20 protein-coding genes, 1 tRNA gene and 1 pseudogene are annotated in these 24,401 nt (G+C 71.4%); 12 read left to right on the forward strand and 10 right to left on the reverse strand.

Annotation, left to right across the window (positions count from 1 at the left end; all coding sequences use genetic code 11):
- The first annotated feature begins 79 nt into the window (after nt 1–79).
- Nucleotides 80–817 (forward strand): DedA family protein, encoded by a 738-nt coding sequence (locus PV410_RS06215; protein ID WP_500322830.1) that lies wholly within the window; start codon nt 80–82, stop codon nt 815–817.
- A gap of 40 nt (nt 818–857) precedes the next feature.
- Here the strand turns inward: PV410_RS06215 and PV410_RS06220 are convergent, their stop codons facing one another.
- Nucleotides 858–1,520 carry a TetR/AcrR family transcriptional regulator gene (locus PV410_RS06220; protein WP_500322831.1) on the reverse strand — a complete coding sequence of 221 codons (663 nt, stop codon included), beginning with the start codon at nt 1,518–1,520 and terminating at the stop codon, nt 858–860.
- A gap of 119 nt (nt 1,521–1,639) precedes the next feature.
- Here PV410_RS06220 and PV410_RS06225 point away from each other — a divergent pair, with 119 nt between their 5' ends.
- Nucleotides 1,640–3,919: an MMPL family transporter gene (locus tag PV410_RS06225; protein WP_500322833.1), complete on the forward strand. Its 2,280-nt coding sequence runs from the start codon at nt 1,640–1,642 to the stop codon at nt 3,917–3,919.
- Nucleotides 3,920–3,937: 18 nt separating this feature from the next.
- Here PV410_RS06225 and PV410_RS06230 read toward each other — a convergent pair whose 3' ends face one another.
- Together PV410_RS06230 and PV410_RS06235 are read right to left on the reverse strand one after the other, a co-directional pair.
- Nucleotides 3,938–4,141: a MarR family transcriptional regulator gene (locus PV410_RS06230; protein ID WP_499511963.1), complete on the reverse strand. Its 204-nt coding sequence runs from the start codon at nt 4,139–4,141 to the stop codon at nt 3,938–3,940.
- A gap of 193 nt (nt 4,142–4,334) precedes the next feature.
- On the reverse strand, nt 4,335–5,003 hold the full coding sequence (locus PV410_RS06235) for a TetR/AcrR family transcriptional regulator (protein ID WP_500322834.1): 669 nt from the start codon (nt 5,001–5,003) through the stop codon (nt 4,335–4,337).
- A gap of 59 nt (nt 5,004–5,062) precedes the next feature.
- On the opposite strand from PV410_RS06235, the gene PV410_RS06240 reads away from it, so the two are divergent.
- From PV410_RS06240 to PV410_RS06260, 5 genes and pseudogenes are all read left to right on the forward strand, one after another.
- Nucleotides 5,063–7,084 carry a M3 family metallopeptidase gene (locus PV410_RS06240; RefSeq protein ID WP_500322836.1) on the forward strand — a complete coding sequence of 674 codons (2,022 nt, stop codon included), beginning with the start codon at nt 5,063–5,065 and terminating at the stop codon, nt 7,082–7,084.
- A gap of 310 nt (nt 7,085–7,394) precedes the next feature.
- Entirely contained in the window at nt 7,395–7,913 is a 519-nt protein-coding gene (locus tag PV410_RS06245; protein WP_500322837.1) for an FxLYD domain-containing protein, read from the forward strand.
- Nucleotides 7,914–8,721: 808 nt separating this feature from the next.
- Entirely contained in the window at nt 8,722–9,384 is a 663-nt protein-coding gene (locus PV410_RS06250) for a site-specific integrase (RefSeq protein WP_500322839.1), read from the forward strand.
- Nucleotides 9,385–9,474: 90 nt separating this feature from the next.
- A pseudogene (locus tag PV410_RS06255) lies at nt 9,475–9,761 on the forward strand (DUF2238 domain-containing protein); the annotation flags it as partial.
- Between the two features lie 224 nt (nt 9,762–9,985).
- A complete protein-coding gene (locus PV410_RS06260) occupies nt 9,986–12,184 on the forward strand; it encodes a protein kinase domain-containing protein (protein WP_500322840.1) in 2,199 nt (732 codons plus the stop codon).
- A gap of 308 nt (nt 12,185–12,492) precedes the next feature.
- On the opposite strand, the gene PV410_RS06265 is transcribed toward PV410_RS06260, so the two are convergent.
- A tRNA-Arg gene (locus PV410_RS06265) sits at nt 12,493–12,565 on the reverse strand.
- A gap of 304 nt (nt 12,566–12,869) precedes the next feature.
- On the opposite strand from PV410_RS06265, the gene PV410_RS06270 reads away from it, so the two are divergent.
- The 4 genes from PV410_RS06270 (at nt 12,870) to PV410_RS06285 (ending at nt 18,347) form a co-directional block, all read left to right on the forward strand.
- Complete coding sequence (locus PV410_RS06270) at nt 12,870–14,537, forward strand: dynamin family protein (RefSeq protein WP_500322841.1); 1,668 nt, start codon at nt 12,870–12,872, stop codon at nt 14,535–14,537.
- Between the two features lie 4 nt (nt 14,538–14,541).
- Nucleotides 14,542–16,140, forward strand: coding sequence for a GTPase (locus tag PV410_RS06275; RefSeq protein ID WP_500322842.1), 1,599 nt, complete (start codon nt 14,542–14,544; stop codon nt 16,138–16,140).
- A 114-nt stretch (nt 16,141–16,254) separates the two neighbouring features.
- Entirely contained in the window at nt 16,255–16,698 is a 444-nt protein-coding gene (ssb, locus tag PV410_RS06280; RefSeq protein ID WP_500322844.1) for a single-stranded DNA-binding protein, read from the forward strand.
- Between the two features lie 233 nt (nt 16,699–16,931).
- A complete protein-coding gene (locus PV410_RS06285; protein ID WP_500322846.1) occupies nt 16,932–18,347 on the forward strand; it encodes an LAETG motif-containing sortase-dependent surface protein in 1,416 nt (471 codons plus the stop codon).
- A gap of 191 nt (nt 18,348–18,538) precedes the next feature.
- On the opposite strand, the gene PV410_RS06290 is transcribed toward PV410_RS06285, so the two are convergent.
- The gene (locus PV410_RS06290; RefSeq protein ID WP_499511943.1) at nt 18,539–19,555 is read right to left on the reverse strand and encodes a DNA-directed RNA polymerase subunit alpha; all 1,017 of its coding nucleotides are present in this window, start codon (nt 19,553–19,555) and stop codon (nt 18,539–18,541) included.
- A gap of 206 nt (nt 19,556–19,761) precedes the next feature.
- On the opposite strand from PV410_RS06290, the gene PV410_RS06295 reads away from it, so the two are divergent.
- The gene (locus tag PV410_RS06295) at nt 19,762–19,983 is read left to right on the forward strand and encodes a hypothetical protein (protein WP_499511942.1); all 222 of its coding nucleotides are present in this window, start codon (nt 19,762–19,764) and stop codon (nt 19,981–19,983) included.
- 314 nt (nt 19,984–20,297) lie between these two features.
- On the opposite strand, the gene PV410_RS06300 is transcribed toward PV410_RS06295, so the two are convergent.
- From PV410_RS06300 to PV410_RS06320, 5 genes are all read right to left on the reverse strand, one after another.
- Nucleotides 20,298–21,098 (reverse strand): SDR family NAD(P)-dependent oxidoreductase, encoded by an 801-nt coding sequence (locus PV410_RS06300; RefSeq protein ID WP_500322848.1) that lies wholly within the window; start codon nt 21,096–21,098, stop codon nt 20,298–20,300.
- A gap of 241 nt (nt 21,099–21,339) precedes the next feature.
- Nucleotides 21,340–22,605, reverse strand: a complete 1,266-nt coding sequence (locus tag PV410_RS06305; protein WP_500322849.1) for a tyrosine-type recombinase/integrase — start codon at nt 22,603–22,605, stop codon at nt 21,340–21,342.
- Nucleotides 22,605–22,802 (reverse strand): helix-turn-helix domain-containing protein, encoded by a 198-nt coding sequence (locus PV410_RS06310; RefSeq protein ID WP_500322850.1) that lies wholly within the window; start codon nt 22,800–22,802, stop codon nt 22,605–22,607. The genes PV410_RS06305 and PV410_RS06310 overlap by 1 nt, the downstream gene beginning before the upstream one ends.
- The gene (gene repSA, locus PV410_RS06315) at nt 22,799–24,190 is read right to left on the reverse strand and encodes a replication initiator protein RepSA (RefSeq protein ID WP_500322851.1); all 1,392 of its coding nucleotides are present in this window, start codon (nt 24,188–24,190) and stop codon (nt 22,799–22,801) included. The genes PV410_RS06310 and repSA overlap by 4 nt, the downstream gene beginning before the upstream one ends.
- On the reverse strand, nt 24,183–24,368 hold the full coding sequence (locus tag PV410_RS06320) for a hypothetical protein (RefSeq protein ID WP_500322852.1): 186 nt from the start codon (nt 24,366–24,368) through the stop codon (nt 24,183–24,185). The genes repSA and PV410_RS06320 overlap by 8 nt, the downstream gene beginning before the upstream one ends.
- Nucleotides 24,369–24,401: the final 33 nt, after the last annotated feature.

A 24,401-nucleotide genomic window follows, 5' to 3' on the forward strand; every position in this document is an offset into this window, starting at 1 on the left:
CCTCCATCGCGGCCCTGCCAGCGTTGAGGCCTGGGACGGGAGACGGGGGACGGGCCGGGGCGGGAAGAGGGGCGGCCGGATGGACGTTGCACGGATCGTGTCGGCCCTGGACTTCACCGCGGGCCTCGAGGGGTACCTGCGGGACGGCCACGTCATCTGGGCGTACGCGGTGCTCGCTGCCACCACCGCGCCGCCGCTGGTGCCCAACGCGGCGCTCCTGGTCACCGGGGGCGTGCTGGCCGCCCAGGGACGGCTGGACATCGCCCTGGTCCTGCTGGTCGTCGCCGGCAGCGCCCTCCTGGGCGACCTGCTGATCCACCGCACCGGCCGCGCCGTCAGCGGCCGGGTCCTGACCCGGCTCTACCGGCGGCCGCGGCGCCGTGCGCTGCTGGAGTGGGCCAGCGTCCGGATACAGCGGCACGGGATCCCGTTCGTCATCGGCGTCCGGTTCCTGCCCAGCGGGCGGGTCGTCGGCGGCCTCTCGGCGGGCATCGTGCGCTACCCGGCCCGCCGTTACCTGATCGGCGCGGGCGTGGCGGAGGCGGTCTGGGCGACGTACTCGGTGGGCCTGGGCTACTTCGGCGGCCTCGCCATGTCCAACTCGCTGTACGCCGTCGCGCTGGGCCTCGGGGTCTCCCTGGCCGTGGCCGGAATCGGCAGCGTGGCGCAGATGCTCTCCGGGCGCCGTTCGGCCCCGGCGGGTGCGACGTCCCCCGGACGCGTGGTGGCCTCGGGCGGCGCCGCGTCCCCCGGGACGGAAGAGCCGGAGGGGGACGCCCCGCAGGGGAAGCCGGCGGACCGGGCGCTGCGGGGCTGAGGCGCGCCGCCGGGGGAGCGGGGCCGTGCCGGTCCCGGTCTCAGGGGGTCGCGGCGGGGGTGCCGACGGCTTCCGTGATGGCGACGGCACCGGTGCCGACGTGCGGGGCGAGGTAGCCGTACAGCGCGGCCTTGACCTCGCCGATGTACGCGTCCCGCTCGGCGCCCTCGTGCGCCAGGACCAGGGCCAGGCCCGCCTTGAACAGGCCGAAGGCCATCGCGGCCACCCGCGCCCGCTCGGCGGCCGAAAGGGTGGGCGCGCGCAGGCCGAGCAGGGTCTCCACGCGCTCCAGCAGGGAGGTGTGCAGGGTGTCGTGCTCCATGACGACCGTGCCGGGGATGTCGCTGTCGTGGACCAGGGCGAGGAAGGCGGGGTTCTGGCAGTTGAACTCGATCATGGGGGCGACGATGACCTCGAGCATCTCGCGCAGCGGCAGCGAGGCGTTCTCGGGGGTGAACAGCTCCCCGTGCCCCTCGCGCATCCGCTGGTTGAGGATGCCGCCCAGCTCGATGGCGATGGCCTCCTTGTTCGGGAAGAACTGGTACAGCGTGCCAGGGGACACGCCCGCCTCGCGGGCGATCGCGTTCGTGGTGGCCGCGGTGTAGCCCACCTTGCAGAACACGTCGGCCGCGGCCTCCAGCAGCTGCGCCACGCGCCGTTCGCCGCGGGCCTGCCGGCGTCGAGGCTTCTGCTCCTCAGGCACGTGTAATCCCCAATCATGTTTGACAAACGCGAGTGGTCGCTCACATTCTGAAGAAACGCGAGTGATCGCTCGTGTTCGCCATTTTACGGCGGTTCCTCAGGGGAGGGGACACCTCTGTCATGTCGGATGTCAACCGTGAGCGCCCGCCGGGGGGCTGGACCCGGGCGATGACCGCCCGTCCTCGCCTCACCCTGCTGCTGGCGCTGCTGTTCACCGCCCTCGCCGTGGTCGCGGGCAGCGGCGTCGCGGACCGGCTGCGCAGCGGCGGATGGGAAGCCCCCGGCTCGGAGTCGGCCTACGCGGCGGACGCGCTGGAGAGGTACTTCCCGGACTCGCAGCCCAATCTGATCCTCCTCGTCGACGGCCGTGGCGCCGGTGTGGACTCCCCGGAGGTGGCGGCCGAGGGACGGGAGCTCGGTCGCCGGCTCGCGGCGGACGAGGACATCGCCGGCGTCACCTCGTACTGGACGACCCGGGCCTCCGCGCTGCGCGCCGAGGACGGCCGCGAGGCCATGATCGTCGCGCGGATCGGCGGCGACGACGACGCCGTCGCCGCGGCCGTCGAGCGCATCGCCCCCGAATACCGGGGACGGCACGGCGCGGTGGAGGTCAAGGTCGGCGGCATGGCCGCGTTCCGGCACGACCTGCAGACCACGATCCAGGAGGACCTGGCCCGCGCCGAGCTCATCGCGCTGCCGATCACCCTCCTGCTGCTCATCATGGTGTTCGGCAGCGCCGTCGCGGCGGTACTGCCGCTGGGCGTCGGCGTCGTGGCGATCCTGGGCACCAACGCCGTGCTGCGGGGCATCACGACGTTCACGGACGTCTCGATCTTCGCGCAGAACCTCACGACGGCCCTCGGTCTCGGACTCGCCATCGACTACGCCCTGTTCATCGTGCGGCGCTTCCGGGAGGAGCTGGACACCGGGGCCGACCCGCTGACCGCCGTGGGCGCCACGCTGCGCACGGCCGGGCGCACGGTGCTCTTCTCGGCCCTCACCGTGGCCGCCGCGCTCTCCGCGATGTTCCTGTTCCCGCAGTACTTCCTGCGCTCGTTCGCGTACGCGGGCATCGCCGTGGTGCTGCTGGCGGCCGCCGCCGCGCTGGTGATCCTGCCCGCCGCGCTGGTGGTGCTCGGCCACCGGGTCAACTCCCTCGACCTGCGCCGTCTCCTGTCGCGCCGGCGGAGCGGGAAGGCCGGACGGGAGCCGGGCGCGGGCTACGCGCGGCTCGCCCGCCTGGTGATGCGCCGTGCCCCGCTGTTCGCGATCGGCACGGTCGCCGGGCTGGTCCTGCTCGGGCTGCCCTTCCTGCAGGTGCAGTTCGGCACCGCCGACGACCGCCAGCTGCCCGCGACGGCCGAGGCGCACGTCGTGCAGCAGCACATACGCGACGGGTTCCCCGGCAACCCCGGCGGAGAGATCACCGTGCTCGCCGAGGGCCGTCCCACCGAGGCCCAGCTCGGCGACTACAGCGGCAGGCTCTCCGCGTTGCCCGGAGTGGTGGTCGTCGACGGCCCGGCCGGCCAGTACGCGCAGGGCCGGCGGACCGCCGAGCCCGGCCCGGCCGAGGCGGCCAGGGCCACCGACGGCGCGGCGTACCTCACCGTGCTGCCCGAGGCGGAGTCGGTGGACGAGGCGAGCCAGGACCTCGTCGGCAGGATCCGGGCGGTCGACGCCCCCTTCAAGGTCTCCGCCACCGGCACCGCGGCCCAGCTGGTCGACACCAAGGACGTCATAGCCGACCGCCTGCCGTGGGCGGCCGCCCTGATCGCCGCGGTGACCTGGGTGCTGGTCTTCCTCCTCACCGGCAGCGCGGTCATCCCGCTGCAGGCCGTGCTGCTCAACGCGCTGAGCCTCACCGCCATGTTCGGGGCGGTGGTGTGGGTGTTCCAGGACGGTCACCTGTCCGGTCTGCTCGACTTCACCGCGACGGGCAGCATCGAGACCACACTGCCGGTGCTGATGTTCTGCGTCGCCTTCGGACTCTCGATGGACTACGGCGTCTTCCTCCTGTCGCGCATCAAGGAGGAGCACGACCGGACCGGTGACCACCGTGCGGCGGTCGTCTTCGGGGTGCGCCGCACCGGCGGGCTCATCACGGCGGCCGCGGTCATCCTGGCGGTGGTGATGGTGGCCATCGGCACCTCGCGGATCGCCAACACCAAGATGCTGGGCCTCGGGATCGCACTCGCCGTCCTCATGGACGCGATGGTGGTGCGCACCCTGCTCGTGCCCGCCGTGATGCGGCTGAGCGGACGGGCCACCTGGTGGGCGCCGCGGCCGCTGAGGGCGCTGCACGACCGGTTCGGGCTGAGCGAGGGCGAGGGCCCCGGCCGGGCCCCTGTACGGGAGGAGCCCGTACCGGACCCGGAGCCGGAGCCGGCCCGCTCGGGCTGAGCGGCGGCCGGGCCGACGTCAGCCGAACTCCTGGCGTCCGCGGTTCCCGGGGCGCCGGGAGCTCCACAGGCGGATGGTGTCCGCGTACCAGAACGGCTTGCCGCCCTCCACGATGTCGGGGGGCGGCAAGTGCCCGTGCTTGCGGTACGAGCGCACGGTGTCGACCTGCACCCGGATGTGAGCGGCGATCTCGGCGTACGACCAGAGGGTCCGGTCCGTCATCTCCCACGCACCTCCCATGCGCCGGCCTCGGGGGGTGGCCGGCCTCGCCGGGACAACGACATGCGATCAAGGGCGGAAGGGGCTGTTGATCATCTGTGACGCGAAGCCCGCGTAACGGTGACAAACGTGGCGGATGCATGACCGGCCTCCCCGATTGTCGGAGGAACCGTCCGGGTGCGGGAAGCCGCGCCCCTCAGCCCTCGAACCGGGCAGGCAGCGGGGGGACTTCCCCCTCGGCCGCGTCCGCGTCGGCCACCGCCCTCAGACGGTTGAGGATGGCGGTGCCCGCCCGGGTGTAGGCCGCGACGTCGTCGAAGAGCACCGACTGCAGGTTGCCGGTGTCCAGCAGCGCGATCAGCTCGAAGGCCAGCAACGGGATGTCGGCGTCGGCGCACAGCTGTCCCGTCCGCCGGGCCTTCTCGAGGGTGATCTCGACGTAGGTCGTCCACTCCAGCCGGGCCTGGGCGACCACGTCGTGCACCGGCCCGCTGCGCGCGTCGTACTCCGCCGACACCGCCAGCAGGAAGCAGCCGCCCGGGAACACCCGCCGCCGCGAGTAGTCCAGCCACGACTCGCACAGCCGCCACACCCGGGCCAGCCCCGCCGGCAGCTCCCGCGACGGCTCCACCACCTGCCGGATGTACACCTCGCGGGCCGCCCGCACGGTGGCGAGCTGCAGCTCCTCCTTCGACCCGAACAGGGCGAACACCCCGCTCTTGCTGAGCCCGAGTTCGGTCGCCAGCCGGCCCAGCGACAGACCTTCCAGACCCTCGACCGAGGCGATCGCCATGGTGCGGTCCAGCACCAGCCGGCGGGTCTGGTTGCCGCGCTCCACCCGGCCGTCCGTACGCGTAGCTGCCATCCGGGCATCCTAGGGAAGGCCACGTCCGGGCGGCAGGCACCGGGCGTAAGGTCGGTGGCGTGACCTCGACGAATCCCTTCCTCAGCCCGAGCACCCTCCCGTACGAGCTGCCGCCCTTCGCCGACATCCGCGAGGAGCACTACCTCCCCGCCTTCGAGCAGGGGATGGCCGAGCAGCTCGCCGAGACCGAGGCCGTCGCTGCGAACCCCGAACCACCGGGCTTCGAGAACACGATCGTCGCCCTGGAGCGCTCCGGAGACCTGCTGGACCGCGTGTCGAAGGTCTTCTTCAACCGCGCGAGCGCCGACACCGGTCCTGGCATCCAGGAGATCGAGGCGAGGATCAACCCCGCCCTCGCCGCCCACGCCGACGCCATCCACCTCGACCCCGTCCTCTACGGCCGCGTCAAGGCGCTGTACGAGAGCCGCCGGGAACTCGGCCTGGACGCCGAGGCGCTGCGGCTGCTGGAGCGCTACCACACCCGTTTCGTCCGCGCGGGCGCCGAACTCACCGAGGAGGGCCGCGAGCGCCTGAGGGCGCTCAACGCGGAGATCGCGGAAGCCTCCACCGCCTTCGAGCAGAACCTGTTCGCCGACACCAAGGCCGCCGCCCTCGTCCTCGACGGCGCCGACGAACTGGCCGGGCTCTCCGCCGACGCCGTCGCCGCCGCGGCCGCCAACGCCACGGCCCTCGGCCACGACGGCCGGTACGTCCTCAGCCTGAAGAACTTCTCCAACCAGTCCGAACTGGCCTCGCTCGACGACCGTGCCCTGCGCCGCCGTCTGCTGGAGGCCTCGCTCGGCCGCGGCCTGACCTCCAACCGCGAACTCACCGCCCGCATCGCCCGGCTGCGCGCCGAGCGCGCCGCCCTGCTCGGCTACGAGAACCACGCCGCGTACGTCGTCGCCGACCAGACCGCCGGCACCCCCGAGGCCGTGACCTCGCTGCTCGCCCGTCTGGTCCCGCCCGCCGTCGCCAACGCCGAGCGCGAGGCCGCCGCCCTGACCGCCGCCTCCGGGCTGGAGGACTTCTCCGCCTGGGACTGGACGTACTGGTCGGAGAAGGTCCGCAAGGCGGAGTACGACATCGACACCGCCGCCATGCGCCCCTACTTCGAGCTGGACCGGGTCCTCAAGGACGGCGTCTTCTTCGCCGCCGGCCAGGTCTACGGTCTGAGCTTCACCGAGCGCGCCGACCTCGCCGGCTACCACCCCGACGTCCGGGTCTTCGAGGTCTTCAACGCCGACGGCTCGCCCCTCGGCCTCTACCTGGGCGACTACTTCGCCCGCGCCTCCAAGCGCGGCGGCGCCTGGATGAACAGCCTGGTCGACCAGTCCGCGCTCTACGGCCGCAAGCCCGTCGTGGTCAACAACCTCAACGTCGCCAAGCCCGCCGCCGGCGAGCCCGCGCTGCTCACCTACGACGAGGTCAACACCCTCTTCCACGAGTTCGGCCACGCCCTGCACGGCCTGTTCTCCGACGTCCGGCACCCCTTCTTCTCCGGCACGGCCGTCCCGCGCGACTTCGTCGAGTACCCCTCCCAGGTCAACGAGATGTGGGTGACCTGGCCGCAGGTGCTGGCCCACTACGCCCGCCACCACGAGACCGGCGAGCCCATGCCCGCCGAACTCGTGGCCCGGATGGAGGCCGCGGAGCGGTTCGGGCAGGGCTTCCGCACGGTGGAGTACCTGGCGGCCGCCGTCCTCGACTGGGCCTGGCACACCATCCCGGCCGGCCACGACCCCGGCGACGCTGAGGAGTTCGAGGCCGCCGCCCTGAAGGAGGCCGGGCTCGCGCTGCCCGCGATCCCGCCGCGCTACCGCAGCACCTACTTCGCGCACATCTTCGCCCACGGCTACAGCGCCGGGTACTACTCGTACATCTGGAGCGAGGTGCTCGACGCGGACACCGTGGAGTGGTTCAAGGAGAACGGCGGCCTGCGGCGCGAGAACGGCGACACCTTCCGCCGCGAGCTGCTCTCCCGCGGGGGCAGCGTCGACCCGATGGCCGCGTTCGAGGGCTTCCGGGGCCGTGCGCCGCGCATCGAGCCGCTGTTGACGCGCCGCGGTCTGACCGGCTGACCGGCCTCTCCGGGGTCCTTCCCCGGCCGAAGGACGGCGACGGCGTCCGTTCCGTCGTCCCGCCGCTTCCCACCGAGCCGGTGGCCGGCGAGGCCCAACGCCTCGTCGGCCAACCGGCGGTGGGGCCCGGCCGGGCGGGACCGCGGACCCCCGAGGTGCTCCGGGCCGCCCGATCGGACCCTTGGCGCAGACCTATCAGGAATGATCTATACCGGATGGGTCACGGCAACATTACAGACAGCTTTTGTCTCTGCGCGCATGGTGAAGCTCTGTCACGGTGTCTTCACAACCGAGCCTCAGGGGGTTCACCATGTCTCAGTCGTCGCACGCATCGCCACCGGGCCACTACCCGCCGCCCCAGGAGCCGGACTGGAGCCGGCCGCCGAAGAAGACGGGGGCGGGGAAGATTATCGGTTTCGGGATCGTCGCCATCGTCATCGTCGTGGGGGGCAGCGTCGCCTTCGCCCTCAAGACCGGGGACGACAAGGGCGGTTCGGGGGGTGACTCCTCCGCGGTCAGCGCGTCCCCGGTCGAGGGCGGCGGCGGGAAGCCGGCCCCGGGTGACGCGAAGGTCACCTCGTGCGGCCTCGCCGACTTCAGCAAGTTGCCGACTGCCGAGGTGACCCTCACCAATCACAGCTCGCAGACCTCCGACTACGAGGTGCGCATCGAGTTCGTGGACGGCGGCGGACGGCGCATCGCCCAGGCCGTCGCGACCGCGACCGGCCTGACCGCGGGGGACGAGGCGCAGACGAGCGCGCAGGGGAGCGACCCGGCCTCCGGTGAGATCGACTGCAAGGTCACCGAGGTCCTGCGCAAGGCGAGTTGACCGCTGGCGCGCCCTGCCGCCGAGGGTGAGCGCGTGGCACGCTCCGCCTTCCCCTCCGGTGACCGGTGACTCCGTTTCGCCTTCCGGACCCCGCGGCATGTGACCGCGGGGTCCGTCCGGCGGGACGGCGCGCAGTGCACGCGGGCGCCCGGCCGGGACCGGTGGTGGCAGGGGACGGGTCTGCCCGCCAACCCGGCGAACGACGGTGCACCCGGGAGCGCTTCGCGCCGAGGACGTCGCCGTGCGGGCAGGAGTCGGATTCCGTGAAGGTTCCGCATACACCCCCGACACCCGCCAGGTAGCGGCGAAATGGCGGAAAAGCGTCACGTACGTGCGGTGACCCCGGGTGGGTCCCTTCATCTGACGGACCGTCCCGGTCGCCCTGGGCGGTTGCGCGGGGGCGTTCCGTGTCGGACCGCCCGCCTGGCGCCCTCTTTCCGGTGCGGAGCGTCACCGATGCCCTGATCCCGATTACCTCGCGTGGACCTGCACGTTTCGTTCATCTTCTCTCCGTTCGGCCTTCACTCTTCCGTGAGCGCAGCCCCCTCATGGGCCGCGACTGTCAGTGCCGCCTGAGGACGTCTTTCGGCCTGGGGCACAACAGCGCGAAGGGGAGGGAGGTCGGCCGCCATGGTCCGGCCACGCGTTCTGTACATGTCGGCTCATGTTGGTGGCAGGTACCTGCCACAGGCCTCATCGCCTGCGGGACCGGGGAGCCCGGAGGACCCCGGGCCCTCCTCGGAGGGCTCGTCGCGTACGGCGAGACCCGACAGGGGAGCCGGACCCGACGGCCAGGACCGCTGCGGTCGTGACGACCGCGGTGACCGGCACGACCGGCACGACCGGGCCGGGGCGCCGGTCGCCGCGGTCGGCTGGCGGCTGGTCGGCGCCAACAACCGCGAACTGGCTGGTGGCGATGCATGTCGGGGATGCGATCCTGCCGGTCGAGGACGCCGCAGATCAGTGGGGAGAACTGATCTTCCACACCGCGACCCCAGAGGTAGGGAGGCACTGGACCGACTCGGGGAAGATCCACGACGAACGACATCTCAAGGGCCGGGCGCAGGGAGACACCCGCAACGTTCCTTGCCACCCTGCGCTCACTGCGATCCTGCGTGAACACATCGCGGTCAAGGGGCTGAAGCCCAGTGACCTGCTGTTCCAGGGACAGTACGGCGGCAAGCTGGCGGGGTCGGTCTTCCGGCGCGCGTGGGGCAAAGCCCGCATGGCGGTCCTGACCAAGTACGAGCAGACGTCCCCGCTTGGCAAACGCGTCTATGACCTGCGGCATACCTGCCTCACCACCTGGCTGAACAACGGCGTGCCACCCGCACAGGTCGCCGAATGGGCAGGCAACAGCGTGCCGGTCCTCCTGGCCATCTACGCCCGGTGCATCACCGGACAGCTCAAGGACCTCCAAATGCGACTGGAAGGCGCGCAGGACCTCACAGGGCTGGACGACCAAGTGTGATCTGGCGGCGCTGTCGGCCACCCGCGCTGCCCCGACTGTCCGGCTCCGGGGCGGCGCGGGTCGACCGTGAGTGGCCGGGGTGCCCGCCGTGTGGTCCGGGAGCTGCTGATCCGCACGTCTTCGCTGCGCGGCAGCCAGTGGCTCGCGCCGCTCACCGTCTGCGCTTGCCTGGCGTTCAGCGCGTTCTTCGAACGGCTGGGGTGGTGGGCCGCACTGATCGGTGGGCACTCCGCGGACGCGTTCCTCGCCACGCGGGGGACGTCTGGGACAGCCAGTGAGACATGTTCTGCGCCCTGATCGGGGCCATGCTCTCCCCGCTGCTCAGCCGGGTGCACGACCGGCAGCTGGCGGCGCTCACACAGCGCACCGGGCGGTAGCGGGGCGCCCGGGCCGGCGCCTTGCCGAGCGGACGAGCCTAGCGTCGCGTCGCGTCGCGTCGTCCCGCGCAAAGCGCTCAAATCGACCACTCGTGCTCCGAAACTCCTTTCTGTGCAACAGAGTTGCTACAAAGCGATGCCGCCCCGCCCGTTTCTGACGACGTGTCGCGGGCCGTCGGGGATCATGATGCGTTCACAAAGGCGTGGCACCGCGGAGGTTGTTGATGCTGGCGCTAACGGCAGCAGACCCGCAGTGGGTGGGTCCGTACCGGGTCGTGGCACGACTCGGCGCAGGCGGGATGGGGATCGTCTACCTGGGGGTCTCCCGTGGCGGACGGCAGGTCGCTGTGAAGGTCCTCCGTCCCGAGTCGGCCGAGGACTGGGAATTCAGGCGTCGCTTCGCCCGCGAGGTGACCTCGGCCCGTGCGGTGAGCGGAGCCTTCACCGCTGCCGTGGTCGACGCCGACCCGGAGGGGTCTCCGCCCTGGCTCGCCACCGCCTACGTGCAGGGCGTCTCGTTGCGGGACGCCCTCGCCGAGCACGGCCCGCTGCCCGAGGCATCGGCCTATCCCATGGCCGCCGGTCTTGCGGAGGCGCTGGAATCGATACACACGGCCGGTGTGATCCATCGCGACCTCAAGCCGTCGAATGTGCTCCTTGCCGAGGACGGGCCACGGCTGATCGACTTCGGGATCTCCACGGTCAGCGGATCGAGCGTGCTGACTCAGGACGGTCAGGTCTTCGGGACGCCGGGGTTCATGTCGCCGGAGCAACTGAAGGGCGATCCGGTGGGCACACCGAGCGACGTGTTCTCCCTCGGCGCCGTGCTGGTGTTCGCGGTGACCGGCGATGGGCCGTTCGGGACGGGGTCGATGCCCCAAGTCGGCTACCGCGCCGTGTACGAGGAACCGGACCTGGATGCCGTGCCGTCCCGGCTTCGCCCCGTACTGGCCTGGTGCCTGGCGAAAGAACCCGGTGAACGCCCCTCGGTGTCGTCGCTGTTGCGCGAACTGACTGAACTCAACGGAAGCGGCCCTGAGGCCACCGAAGTGTTCACCGACATCGGCTGGCTGCCCATGGCGATCGCCCACACCGTGCAGTCCCGCGCGGCCGCCCAGTCGGTGAGCGGTGCACCGGACGGCCACGGCGCCGCTGGCCCGGACGCGCGCGAGCGAGCGCTGCCCCGAAGTGCCCCCTCGGGCATGTCCCGGCGGCGGGTCATTCTCGGGCTCGCGGGCGCCGCGGTGGCGAGCGCGGCTGTTGCCGGCTGGTCCGTGTTCAAGGAGGACAGCGGACAAGGCCACGAGCGTTGGAGGTTCGCGACCGGCGGTGCCGTGATCGGGACGCCGGCCGCGGCCAAGGGGCTGGTGTACGCCGTCAGCAAGGACAACCACCTGTACGCGGTGGACGCCGGCACCGGTCAACAGCGATGGAAGGTCACCACACGCGCGGACACGTACCCGGCCCCGACCGTGGCCGATGGAATCTTGTACCTGAGCGAGGAGGACTCGCAGGGCAGCACCAAAGCCCTGGACGCGGCCACGGGGGAGCCACTCTGGGAATCTCCCAGTATCTGGCCGCGGCCGATCGTCAGGAACGGCGTCGCGTATCTCGTCACCAGGAGCACGATCGCGGGCGGAAGGTCGCACATCACCCTGGAGGCCAAGGACGCGGCCGACGGCCGTCGGCTTTGGACGTTCGAGACCGACACGCCCCGTCCTGCGGTAGCGGTCGGCCACGGCGCGGTTTTCGTAGCCGGCATGCGGAATCTCCAGGCCTTGGACGCGGCGACCGGTGAGCCGAAGTGGACGGCTGAGCCCGACATGTTCCCCGACCCGGCACTGCTTGTCGTCGGCAGGTGGGTGTTGACGCAGAGCTTGCGCGGGCTGCACGCCCTGGACGCGGCCACAGGGCGAGTGGGCTGGAAGTTCACCGGAAGCGAGATGGTGGGGCAGCCCGGCAGCAGCGGTAGCGGCAGGGTCTGTGCCTTCAGCAAGGAGACGGACGACGCCGTCGCGCTTCACGCTTTCGATGCCTCCAACGGTCGGCACGAGTGGAAGTACACCATCAATGACGACACGGGTAGCGACCTCAATCCTCCGATCGTCACCAAGGACATGGTCTACGTGTCCGCGGCGGAGGAGCACCGCGACAAGGACAGCACCTTCCGCGCCCTGGACACGCGTACCAGCCGGGAGAGATGGCTGTTCACGCACCACGACATCATGACGCTCCAGCCGGTGGTGGCCAGCGGTGTCGTCTACCTGGGCAGTGGTGACAAGCACCTGTACGCCATGGACGGCCGCACCGGACGTCAGGTGTGGAAATTCGTGACTGGGGGGCGCGTGTACCCTCCGGTCGTAGCAGACGGAGTGGCGTACGCGGGCAGCGAGGACGGGCATATCTACGCGGTGTCGCTGTAACGGCGCTCCCTGTCCTTGCGCACGGCAGATGTCGGCGGTTCGAAGCCGTCCGCGCAGCGGCGCTGGCCCGGCGGTGGCCGCGGGCTGTCAGACCGCGGCACGCCTCTCTGGCCGCCTGGCTGAACAACAGGGTGCCGCCCACACAGGACGTGTCCGCGCATTGTCCGCAGCCACCCGCAGAAACCCGGAGACAGCCGGACAGCGTCGTACCCTTCCCAAGATCTCCAAGGAGGGTCAGTGTCGACTCGGGCGCCATCACGGGGGCCCTGACCAGCAAAAAGCCCCTCCATGTGGAGGGGCGCAGTGGGTGCCCCCGGCAGGACTCGAACCTGCGGCCAAGCGCTTAGAAGGCGCCTGCTCTATCCACTGAGCTACGGGGGCCGGACGTTGGCCGCGACCGAACCCGCCCCTTGTGTCGACGGTTCCGTGACCTTGCCGGGGACAAGGATAGGGCGCGGCTGATGTGCGGCCGGTTGCTTCGCCTTCATGACACGTTGTGTAGGTTCGGTGAAGCGGTCTGATAATCGCAGGCAGGTGCGAATGTCGCACCAGTTTTGGCGCCTCAGTCGACGGCTGTTGTGCACTCGTTATGCCGGTGTCTCTTCCGGCCCTTCTGTCCCGTTCCGGTCTTCTTGCGGGCCGAAAGATGTGAACTAGGCGGAATACGCTTCAAAAACCCACCAAAATGGGGCATTCTGCCACTGTGGCGATCTTGGATGTACGGCCCGAACTCCTCGACGCGCTGTCGGCGCTGCGCGACCGCGTCGCGGACGCGCGCTTTCCCCTCCCCCTTCCCGGAGCCGAGCGGGCCCGCCGCACACGTCAAGAGCTGCTGGCACAGCTCGACGACTATCTGGTGCCCCGGCTGAAGGCGCCCGAAGCGCCGCTGCTGGCCGTGGTGGGCGGTTCGACGGGAGCGGGGAAGTCCACGCTCGTGAACTCGCTGATCGGGCGGCGGGTGAGTGACGCGGGCGTGCTGCGCCCCACGACGCGCACACCGGTGCTGGTGTGCCACCCCCAGGACCGCGCGTGGTTCGCCGATCCGCGGGTGCTGCCGGGCCTGGCCCGGGCCTGGGCACCGCGACCCAGGACCGCGGCCGACGCCGACGGGGAGGAGAGGCCGGACGGGAACGACGAGGAGCGCGAGGCGGAGGAGACCAGGCTGTGGCTGCGCCTGGAGACCGACGACACGCTGCCGCGCGGGCTCGCCCTGCTGGACGCGCCCGACATCGACTCCCTCGTCTCCCGCAACCGCGAGCTCGCCGCCGAACTGCTCTGCGCGGCCGACATCTGGATCCTGGTGACCACCGCGTCGCGCTACGCCGACGCCGTGCCGTGGCACCTGCTGCGTACGGCCAAGGAGTACGACGTCACCCTGGCCACCGTCCTGGACCGGGTGCCGCACCAGATCGCCGAGGACGTCTCGCAGCACTACGCGGCCCTGCTGACCCGGGCCGGGCTCGGGGACGTGCCGCGGTTCACCGTCCCGGAACTGCCCGAGTCCGCGGGGGCCGGCGGGCTGCTGCCGCACACGGCGGTGGCGGCGCTCGGCAGCTGGCTCGCGCACTGCGCCGAGGACCCGGCCGCGCGGCACCAGGCGGCACGGCGCACCGTGACCGGGGTGCTGGGCTCGCTCGGCAACCGGCTCCCGGAACTGGCCGGCGCCTCGGCCGCGCAGCACGCCGCCGCGGTACGTCTGACCCGCCACGTGGACAACGCCTACGACGAGGCCGAGTCGCGCGTGCAGGAGGCCGTCGGCGCCGGGGCGCTGCTCGCCGGGGACGCCCTGGCCAGCTGGCGCGGCTACCCCGACTGCGGCCCCGCGGCCCTGCTGTGCGCCCTCGCCGAGAGCCTGGCGGTCCAGCTGCGGACCGAGGTCGCGGCGGCGGACGAGCGGACCCTCGACGCCTGGCGCGGCGACCGTGCGGGCGCCGTCCTGACGGAGGACGCCGACCCGGAGGCGGCCGCCGACGACGCCGCCGAGCGGATTGAGGACGCCGTCGACACCTGGGGGTTCACGGTGAACCGCCTCGCGCACCAGTCGGTGCGCGGCAGTGCGGAGGGCGTCGACCCGCAGCACGCGGCGGCACTGATCGCGGTCGCCGTGCTCGGCGGCCGCAAGGGCACGGTCGCGGGCGAGCAGCTCGCCTCCCTCGTCGGCGCGCAGGCGGCGCTGCGGGCGGGCGACCGGGCGCGCGAGGAGCTGGACCGGCTCGTCGGCGAGGTGCTCGACGCGGAGCGGGAACTGCGGGTGCTCCCGGTGGACGCGCTGGATGTGACGGCGGCCCAGCAGGCGTCGCTGATCGCGGAGCTTTCGGTCGTGCAGAAGTCGTACGGACTCCAGGAGAGGTGATCAGGTGCTCACAGAGCGGGTGGACGCCCTGTCGGAACTGCTCGGGCTGTCGCGCACCCGCGTGAGCCACGAGGCGCTCGACGGGGCCGGGGAACTGCTGGAACGGGTCGGCGACCGGCGCCGGCTCTCCGCGGACCACACGGTGGTGGCGCTGGCGGGGGCGACGGGCAGCGGGAAGTCGTCCCTGTTCAACGCGCTGACCGGTCTGGAACTGTCGCGGATCGGCGTCCGCCGGCCCACCACCTCGGCGCCGGTCGCCTGTGCCTGGGACCCCCGGGGCGCCTCCGGGCTGCTGGACCGGCTCGGCATCGGGCCCAAGGCGCGGTTCGCCCGGCACAGCGTCCTGGACGAGGGGGCGGAACGGACGGACGACGGGCCCGCCGGCCTGGTCCTGCTCGACCTGCCGGACCACGACTCGGCGGCGACCGCCCACCGCGACCAGGTGGACCGGGTGCTGAAGCTCGTCGACGTGATCGTGTGGGTGCTCGACCCGGAGAAGTACGCGGACGCGGCGCTGCACGAGCGCTACCTGCGGCCGCTGGCCGGGCACGCCGACGTGACCGTCGTCGTCCTCAACCAGATCGACCGGCTCCCGGAGGAGGCCGTCGAGCAGGTCCTGGACGACCTGCGGCGTCTGCTCGACGACGACGGGCTCGCCGTCGGCGAGCACGGCGAGGACGGCGCCATGGTGCTGGCCACCTCGGCGCTGAACGGTGACGGCGTGCCGGAGCTGCGGGCGGCCATCGGCCAGGTCGTGGCGGAGCGCGCGGCCGCGAGCCGGCGGCTGTCCGCGGACGTGGACGGGCTCGCCGAGCGGCTGCGCCCGCTGTACGTCGCCGAGGGGATGACGGGGCTCACCGACCGGTCCCGCGAGGACTTCACGGCGAGCCTCGCCCACGCCGTGGGCGCCGCGGCGGCGGGCCGGGCGGCGGAGCGCGCCTGGGCCAGGGCCGCCGAGGAGGCGTGCGGCACCCCGTGGCGGCGGCTGCGCCGCGGACGCGGCGCCGGTCTGCGCGACGGCATCCTCGACGGCCGCCGTCCGGCGCTGTCGGCGTCCCGCGCGTCGGTCGACGAGGCGGTGCGCGCGGTCGCGGCGGAGGCCGTCGAGGGGTTGCCCGCTCCCTGGGCGCAGGCGGTACGGGAAGCCGCGCGCCGCGGTGGCCGCACGCTCCCGGAGGCGCTGGACGCGACGGTGGAGCGGGTGGCGCCGGACGAGCCGCTGCGTCCCCGGTGGTGGACGGTGGTCGGTACGGCGCAGTGGCTGCTGGCGCTGCTCGCGACGGTGGCGCTGGCGTCGGGGGTCGTGACGGCGGCGGGCGCGTTGCGGCTGCCGTGGTGGCTGCCGCCCGCGCTGCTGGCCGTGGGCGCGTTGGGCGGTCCGCTGCTCACCCGGGTGAGCCGGTTCGCGGCCCGCGGCCCGGCCCGGCGGCACGGCCAGGCCGCGGAGCGGCGGATGGCCGACGCGGCGGCCGACTGCGGGCGGGCGCGGGTGCTGGAGCCGCTGGCGGCGGAATTGCTGCGTTACCGGGAAGTGCGGGAGCAGTACGGGGTGCTCTCGGGAAACCACTTCCGGGTGACGGAGTTGTCCACAACAGGCCAGTAATCCACAGGTTGAATCCCATTTCTCCACGGGGGGCGCGGCGGGCGCACCATGGAGCCATCGCGGGGCCGGCGGCAGGGGGCCGCCGGCCGGCGACGGCAACGGGGAGCATCGGCAATGAACGAGACACTGGTCACCGTCGTGGGGAATGTCGCGACCAGGCCGGAATTCCGGAAGACGCCCACGGGCGTGCCGGTCGCCAGGTTCCGGCTGGCGACGACCGCGCGCCGCTGGGACCGGGAGCGCGGCGGCTGGTCCGACGGGCACACCAGCTTCTACACGGTGTGGGCCTGGCGGCAGCTGGGGGAGAACGTGGTGGCGTCGGTCGGGGTCGGCGAACCGCTGCTCGTCCAGGGACGCCTGAGGGTGCGTGAGGAGGAGCGCGACGGCCAGCGCTGGATCTCCGCCGACGTCGACGCGATCGCCTGCGGCCACGATCTGACGCGCGGCACCTCGGCGTTCCGGCGGGCGTCCGTGGGCCGCCCGGAACTGATGGTTCCGAATTCCGCCGCGGGCGCTGGGGAGCCACTCGCCGATCCACTGGCCGCCCTGTCCGGATAAGCCGGACAGCTGCACATTCGCCCCGCGGTAAAACGTCGATGATTTATCGACAATTTCACGTCTATGCCTACGCACGGGTAACGATTGCGATTCGAATTCCCGGGCGGCCGTGAATCCTGGTGGCTTTGGTGCGGTTGGTTCCTAGGATTCTGCGGAACCCCGGCTTTCCGCGGGGATCCACAGCTGTCGGCGAGGCGTGCCCCCACGACCAGCCTCGCCCGGAGGGGAAATCCATGTTCACTGTACGGAGGCGGGGAGCTGCCCGTCTTGCCGTAGCGATGGTGGCCTCAGGCCTCCTCGCCGCGGGTTCCATAGCCGTTGCCGGGTCCGCCATCGCGGACGACGCGACCCCCACCGCGCCCGGTGCGACGGCGACGCTCGGCGGCCTGAAGACTGCCGACAGGGCCGTCATCACGGAGAAGGGCAACAAGGAGGAGGTCGGCGCCGGCCTCTTCGAGATGTCCGTCGATGGCGGTGGCACGATCCAGACGTACTGCATCGACATCAAGAACCCCACGCAGAGCAGCGCGAAGTACAAGGAAGTCTCCTGGGACCAGTCGAGCCTGCACAACAACGTTGACGCGGGGAAGATCAACTGGATCCTGCAGAACTCGTACCCCCAGATCGACGACCTCGCCGCTCTGCAGAAGAAGGCCGGCATCAAGAAGGGCGCCCTGACTCCGGGGCTTGCCGCCGCCGGTACCCAGGTGGCCATCTGGCGCTTCTCCGACAAGGCCAATGTGACCGCGGTCAACCCGCTCGCCGAGCAACTCGCGGACTGGCTGCAGAAGAGCGCCAAGAACCTCGAGGAGCCCGCGGCGTCGCTGACCCTCGACCCGCCGGCGGTCTCCGGCAAGGCCGGTGACCTGCTCGGTCCGATCAAGGTCCACACCAACGCCTCCACCGTCCAGGTGAGCCCCGCGCCCAGCAACCCCTCCGGCGTCAAGGTCACCGACAAGAACGGCACCGCGGTCACCTCCGCCAAGGACGGCGACGAGGTCTACTTCGACGTCGAGGCCGGCACCCCCGACGGCACGACCTCGCTGACCGCCACCGCGAACACCAAGCTCCCGGTCGGCCGCGCGTTCACGGGCGTCAACAGCACCACGCAGGTCCAGATCCTCGCCGGCTCCAGCGACAGCTCCGTCTCCGCGACGACCACCGGCACCTGGGCCGCCAAGGGGCCGATCCCGGCGGTCTCCGCCGAGGTCAACTGCGCCAAGAACGGCCTGGACGTGACGGCCGCCAACGAGGGTGACAAGCCGTTCACCTTCACGCTGGCCGACAAGGAGTACACGGTCGAGGCCGGAAAGTCCGAGACCATCACCGTGCCGGTGGCCGAGGACCAGCACTACAAGGTCACCATCACCGGCCCCGAGGGCTTCGAGAAGACCTTCGAGGGCGTCCTCGACTGCGAGACCGCCGGCAACGGCGGCGACACTCCGTCCTCCTCGCCCAGCCCGGCCTCGGCCGGCGGCTCCTCCGAGGGCACCGGTGACACCGGCTCCACCACCGGCGGCGACCTCGCCGAGACCGGTTCGAGCAGCGCCACCCCGGTGATCGCCGGCATCGCGATCGTCCTGGTCGTCCTCGGTGGCGGCGCGGTCTTCTTCCTCCGCAAGAAGAAGGCGGCCCCGTCCGCCGAGTGAGCTGACACCACTGGCCGCTCCTGAGCGAAGGGGGCGGAGGTCGAAAGACCTCCGCCCCCTTCGCCGTTCCGCGGCACGCACGGACGCCCGCAACAGGTCTGCGGGTCCGCCCCTACCGCGGACAGCGGCTTGGCGGCGCCACGACGTTCCCCTCGGGGTGATCGCCGAGGGGAACGCCACATGGCACGGGCTCAGTACTGTTCGGTTTCCACGAAACCGGCGTCCGCGCCGTCGTCCGCGCCGAAGGCGGCGGCGGTCGGGTCGAATCCGGGCGGGCTGTCCTTCAGGGCCAGGCCCAGGCCGGCCAGCTTCGCCTTGACCTCGTCGATCGACTTCGCACCGAAGTTGCGGATGTCGAGCAGGTCGGCCTCGGAGCGTGCCAGCAGCTCACCCACCGAGTGAACGCCCTCACGCTTGAGGCAGTTGTAGGAACGGACGGTGAGCTCGAGCTCCTCGATCGGCAGCGCCATGTCGGCGGCGAGCGCGGCGTCCGTGGGGGACGGGCCCATGTCGATGCCCTCGGCGTCGACGTTGAGCTCGCGGGCGAGCCCGAACAGCTCGACCAGGGTCTTGCCGGCCGAGGCCATCGCGTCGCGGGGACGCATGGCCTGCTTGGTCTCGACGTCGACGATCAGCTTGTCGAAGTCGGTGCGCTGCTCGACACGGGTCGCCTCGACCTTGTAGGTGACCTTGAGCACCGGGCTGTAGATGGAGTCGACCGGGATGCGGCCGATCTCCTGGCCCTGCTGCTTGTTCTGGACGGCCGAGACGTAGCCGCGACCGCGCTCGACGGTCAGCTCCACCTCCAGCTTGCCCTTGCCGTTCAGCGTGGCCAGGACGAGGTCGGGGTTGTGCACCTCGACACCGGCCGGGGGCGCGATGTCGGCGGCGGTGACGACGCCGGGGCCCTGCTTGCGCAGGTACATCACGACGGGCTCGTCGTGCTCCGAGGAGACGACGAGCTGCTTGATGTTGAGGATGAGGTCGGTGACGTCCTCCTTGACGCCCGGCACGGTGGTGAACTCGTGCAGGACGCCGTCGACCCGGATCGAGGTGACGGCGGCGCCGGGGATCGACGACAGGAGGGTGCGGCGGAGCGAGTTGCCGAGGGTGTAGCCGAAGCCCGGCTCCAGCGGTTCGATCACGAACCGGGAACGGAACTCGTCGACGACCTCTTCGGTCAGTGAGGGACGCTGAGCAATCAGCACGGGGTATTGCCTCCAGTGTTTGGCGCCCGCTATGTGACGCCGTAGACACCATGAAGGGTACGGGTGGGACGGCCCCCCGCGTGGCTGACCCGCCCGTCCGCCGGCCGGTCGGCGGCCCGGAGCCTGCCGGAGCGAGTACAACGATCAGCTATCCGTGCCCCCGAGAGTCAGCCACCGAGGCATTTCGTGGGTGCATACTGGGGGCAATGACTAAGCCTGCTGCACCGAAGCGTCATTTGCCCACCAGCCCCTTCAAGGCCCCGGTCGCGCCCGCTCCCAAGCACTTCGCGGTGGGCGACCAGGTCACGCACGACATCCACGGTCTCGGGCGGGTAGTCGACGTCGACGAGGGAACCGCGGTCGTCGTGGATTTCGGCTCGGCGCAAATGCGGATCTTGAGCCCGTACAGCAAGATGACCAAGCTGTAGGACCGCTGTGCCGGGTCACGGCACGCCAGGGCCCTTCAGGGGGTCCTGTTACGAAAGGGAAACCTCTCATCGATGTGACGTCGCTGTTCTCCGCCCCGGAAGGGCAACCCCGCGGTACCACCGCAGCGTCGCCGTCTCCGACGACGAACCCCTTCCAGGCCCCGGACTTCGGGGAGGACGAGACCTTCGTTCCCGAGGACGTACAGGAGCCCGCCTCGGGCATGCGCGCCCCGCGGCCCAAGCGCACGTAGCCCCCACGGGTGCCGGCGGTTCCGCCGGCACGCAGAGGGACCACCACGGAACCAGGCCCGTACTCAGCCGCTGACGGATCCGCAGCTGAGGTTGACCACGGTCCCCGTGATGGCGCCCGCCCGGTCGGACGCCATGAAAGCTGCCGTCTCCGCCACTTCGGCCAGTTTCGGCAGCCGGCGCAGCGCGGTGCCGCGTTCCATGTAGGCCTTCACCGTGGGGCTGTCCTCGGGATCGGGCTCGGCGTCATCGATCATGCCCCAGGACACCCAGGCTTCCGGGATGCCGTCCGGGCGCAGGCAGACGACGCGTACGCCGCGCGGTCCGACCTCACCGGCCAGGTGCCGGGAGAGCAGTTCCACGGCGCCGCAGGCGACGCCGAAGCCCCCGGTCGCATGGAAGCCCTGGTCCCGGCCGGAGAGGTGCGCTGCCGCCGTGGAGAAGGTCACGATCACCCCCGAGCCCTGTTCGGCCATGTACCGGGCCGCGGTCGTCGCGGTGACGAAGTTGGCGGTGGCCGCGGTGGTGATCGGCGTCAGGAAGTCGTCCACGGACATACCGGTCAGCGGCGTGCCCTGCAGGTCACCGCGGATGCTGACCGCGTTCACGGAGACGTCGAGCCGGCCCGTCGTCCGGACCACCTCGGCGGCGTGCCGCTCGACCGCCTCCCGGTCGAGCGCGTCGACCTGGGCGACGTCGGCCCGGCCGCCGGCGGACTCGATCTTCCCGGCCAGCTCCTCCAGCCCGGCGAGCCTGCGACCGGTGAGGAAGACCCGTGCCCCCTCCCGGCCGAAGGTTCGGGCCACGGTCCGCCCGACCGCACCGCCCGCGCCGTAGACGACCGCGGTCTTGTTCTCCAGCAGCATGTCCGGTCCCCCTGATCAGAATCAGTGTCGATCGTGCGGGCACACTAGACGCCGGTACCGACAGACGGACTCCCGTGTGCCGTTCCGGCGCGCCTGCGGAGCCGGCCGGAAGCGTGAGGGACATCGCCCGGGTACTCGTTTCCGCCCGGGGGTGGACGGCTGGCAAGATGGGGTGTTACTTGCCGGGGGAGGGCGCGAAAAGGCCCCTCACCAGCAGGTTTCCCGCCGATGAGGGGCCGTGTCAGGCAGCCTGGGCCGTCCCTGGGCCGTCGTCGGTCCTGCCGGCGGCCCGGTACATCGCGCTGATCGCCTTGCGGGTGCGCTCCTCGCTGCTCGGCATCAGGTGCGTGTAGACCCGCAGCGTGAACCCGGGATCCGAGTGCCCGAGGTAGAGACTCAGGGCCTTGATGTTCTCCCCGGCGTCCAGGAGCACCGACGCGTAGAAGTGCCTCAGAGCGTGCATGCCGTGCTCACGAGCCGCGGGGTACCGCCGGCCGCGCTCGGGAGCGGCGATGATCCCGGCAGCTACGAGGGCGGGCTTCCAGACCTGATCATTGAAGCCATTGCTCCAGAGCGCCTTGCCGGCCGGGCCGGTGAACACGAGCCGTTTGGTGACCGTCGGGCCGTCCGGCGTCAGCCACGGCAAGGTGACCTCGACCGGCGGGGAGCCCTCCAAATGCTCGGCCAGGGCTCCCGCGACCTCAGGGTCCAGCGGAACGTCCCGCAGCTTGCCACGCTTCGGAGGGGCGAATACCAGCGTGCCCCGAACCTTCTTCACCTGCTGACGGACGGAGAGCCACCCGGTCAGGAAGCTGACGTCCTCAACGGCGACACCAAAGATCTCGCCCTGGCGCAGCCCGCAACCGCCGCCAAGGTCGGCCATCGCTTGATACCGCTGCGGTAGACCTGCTCGTACACCGAAGACTTGCTCGACACTCCAGGGCCGCACCCGGGACGGCGACGGCTGCGGCGCCTTGACCGACTGGACGCGGCAAGGGTTCTTGGCCAGCAGTCCGTCATCCACGGCCGCATTGAGGACCGAGGAGACGGCATCGAAGATCAGCCGCCTGTACGAAGCCACAGGCAACGAGCCTTCCAGCTGCTTCAGCCAGTCGCGGACGTGCTCCGGCTGGAACGAGCCGATGGGTCGCGGGCCCAGGTGCGGGAAGGCATAAAGCCGAAGCCGTCCCTCCACGGCCGCACGACTCACGAGGTCGGTCGTGAGCGCGTCCAGCCATCGTTCCCCGTACTGTCGGAAGGTGACTCGCCCCGCTTGGGGGTCGATGTACTGCCCGCGGGCCATGTCCGCTTCGATCTGGGCGAGCCACTGTTCGGCCTTGCGCTTCTGCTTGTCCGGGAAGGACTTGCTCTTCTCCGTGCCGTCCGGGCCGACGTAGCGGGCCCGATAGCGCAGTCCGTTGCCGTAGCGGTCAGTCTTAAGGCGCAGAGGCCTGCCGTTGGGCCCAGGCTCGGTCTTGTACCAGCGGTCTTGAATGTGTCCGGCCACTAGGCAGCCACCTCGTTGAGGCCGTCGACCCACTGGCGGAGCCGGGCGGGGTCGTACCGAAGGTGCTTGCCGACACGGAAGGCCGGCGGACCGGTGCGCTTGCGCCGCCACTGGTACAGCGTCTCGACCGGGACCCCGAGCAGGTCGGCGACGTCGGCCGGGGTGAGGTACCGCTCAGGAAGCGGGTGTGTGGTCATGCTGCGGCTCCTTCCAGGGCGAGGTGGTCTCGTAGGGCTTCGCGGGCGGTTTCGCGGTTGAGCTGGAGGTCCCGGGCGATGGTGGCGGCGAGGATGGATTCGCCGGGGGTGTGGCCGTGGCCGGCGTATTGCCAGTCGGCCAGGACCAGGACGGTGTCCGGCTCGACGGGCTCTAGGCCGAGGTCCGCGTGTTCTTGGGCGGCGCGGTAGTCGGCGCGTTCCTGGCGTAGGGCGCCGAGGGTGGTGGAGTAGCGGAGGGATTTGGTGGAGAAGTGGCCGCGGAAGCCGAGCATGTGTGCCCAGGCCCACAGCCGCCGGTCGGGGTAGAGGTCGTCCAGGTCGCGGCAGGCTTGGATGAGGCGGCGGGCGTGGTCGGGCACCTGGTGGCGGTCGAGTTCGGCGAGTTCGCCGATACGGCGGTCGAGGGTGCCGGTATTCTCGGCAGCTTTGGTGGCGTACTTGGCGACGTAGGACGCGACGGCCTGCTCGGTGATGTCCGAACCGTCCCCGAACGCCCTCACTGGCCGGACGTCGAGCTGGGCACCCCAGCGGAACGCCCGGACCGGTTGGTCCCCGGCGGCCGGGACGGTGATCGAGGTGTAGGAGTGGCGTGCGGCAGCCCGAACCGCGTCCTCGAGTAACCCGGTGGTGGCCCAGGACGGGGGCGCGGTGTCGGGACCTTCGGGGCCGTCGAGGCGGATGACGGCATGGAAGTGGACGGCGCCGCGCTTTTGGAACTCGGCGACCTTGCCGAAGGAGACCCGCAGGACCTCTGCCACGGCCCGTTGGGAAAGGCCAGCGCGGGCGGCGATCTCGCGGCGGAGCCGGTTGGTCAAGCGCTGCCACAGCTGCCCGGCATGGTTGTTGAACAGCACCGCCCCGGCATAGTCGTACCTGGCGGGGTTGAGCGCGGTCCCCAGCGCCGGGTCGTCGGCGACATGTCGGGTGCCGCAGCGGCAACGGCCGGTGTCGGGCCGGTTGTGGACGCGCCCGAACGAGGGGGCGGTGAAGGTGGCGAAGACCCTGGGGTGATCCCGCACCGTGGCGGGGATATCGCGGCGCTGGTCTCCGGCCAGGCCGGCGCGGATGAGGTGGTAGGTGTCGCCTGCGTAGGTCCAGGCGCACGCCGGGCAGCGGGAGGCCCGCCGGTTGCCGCAGGCGATACGCAGGCGACCGCCGGGCTCTGACTCGGTCGAGTAGTGGTGCAGGGTCTCGCCGGTCGTGCGATCTTTGGTGAGGGTCCAGCCGGTCAGGTGGATGGGGTCGGAGCAGCCGCCAGTGCGGCGGATCTGGTCTTCCCAGCGGTGAAAGCCCGGAGACCCGGCCACCCGCAGAAGATCGCCGAGGGTGGTCGGGTCCAGGCCCGCGACGGTCGCGGAGTCAGGCACGGGCGCTCTCCCGCGACCGGGCCGGGTGGAGGGTGCCGACACCACGGCAGGCCGGGCAGTGGACTGTGAGGGTGCGCAGGTGGCCGTGCCGGTCACGTCCGCCGAGGGTGATGGCGGCGGAGGCGAAGCCGTCACAGGCCGGGCAGATCCGCGCCGGGGGTGGTGTCGGGTGGGCCATGATGGGGGTTCCTTCCGGATCTCTGGTTCGGGC

Origin of the sequence: Streptomyces sp. PA03-5A (assembly GCF_033792725.1) — a bacterium.
In the GTDB taxonomy this organism is placed as follows: Bacteria; Actinomycetota; Actinomycetes; order Streptomycetales; family Streptomycetaceae; genus Actinacidiphila.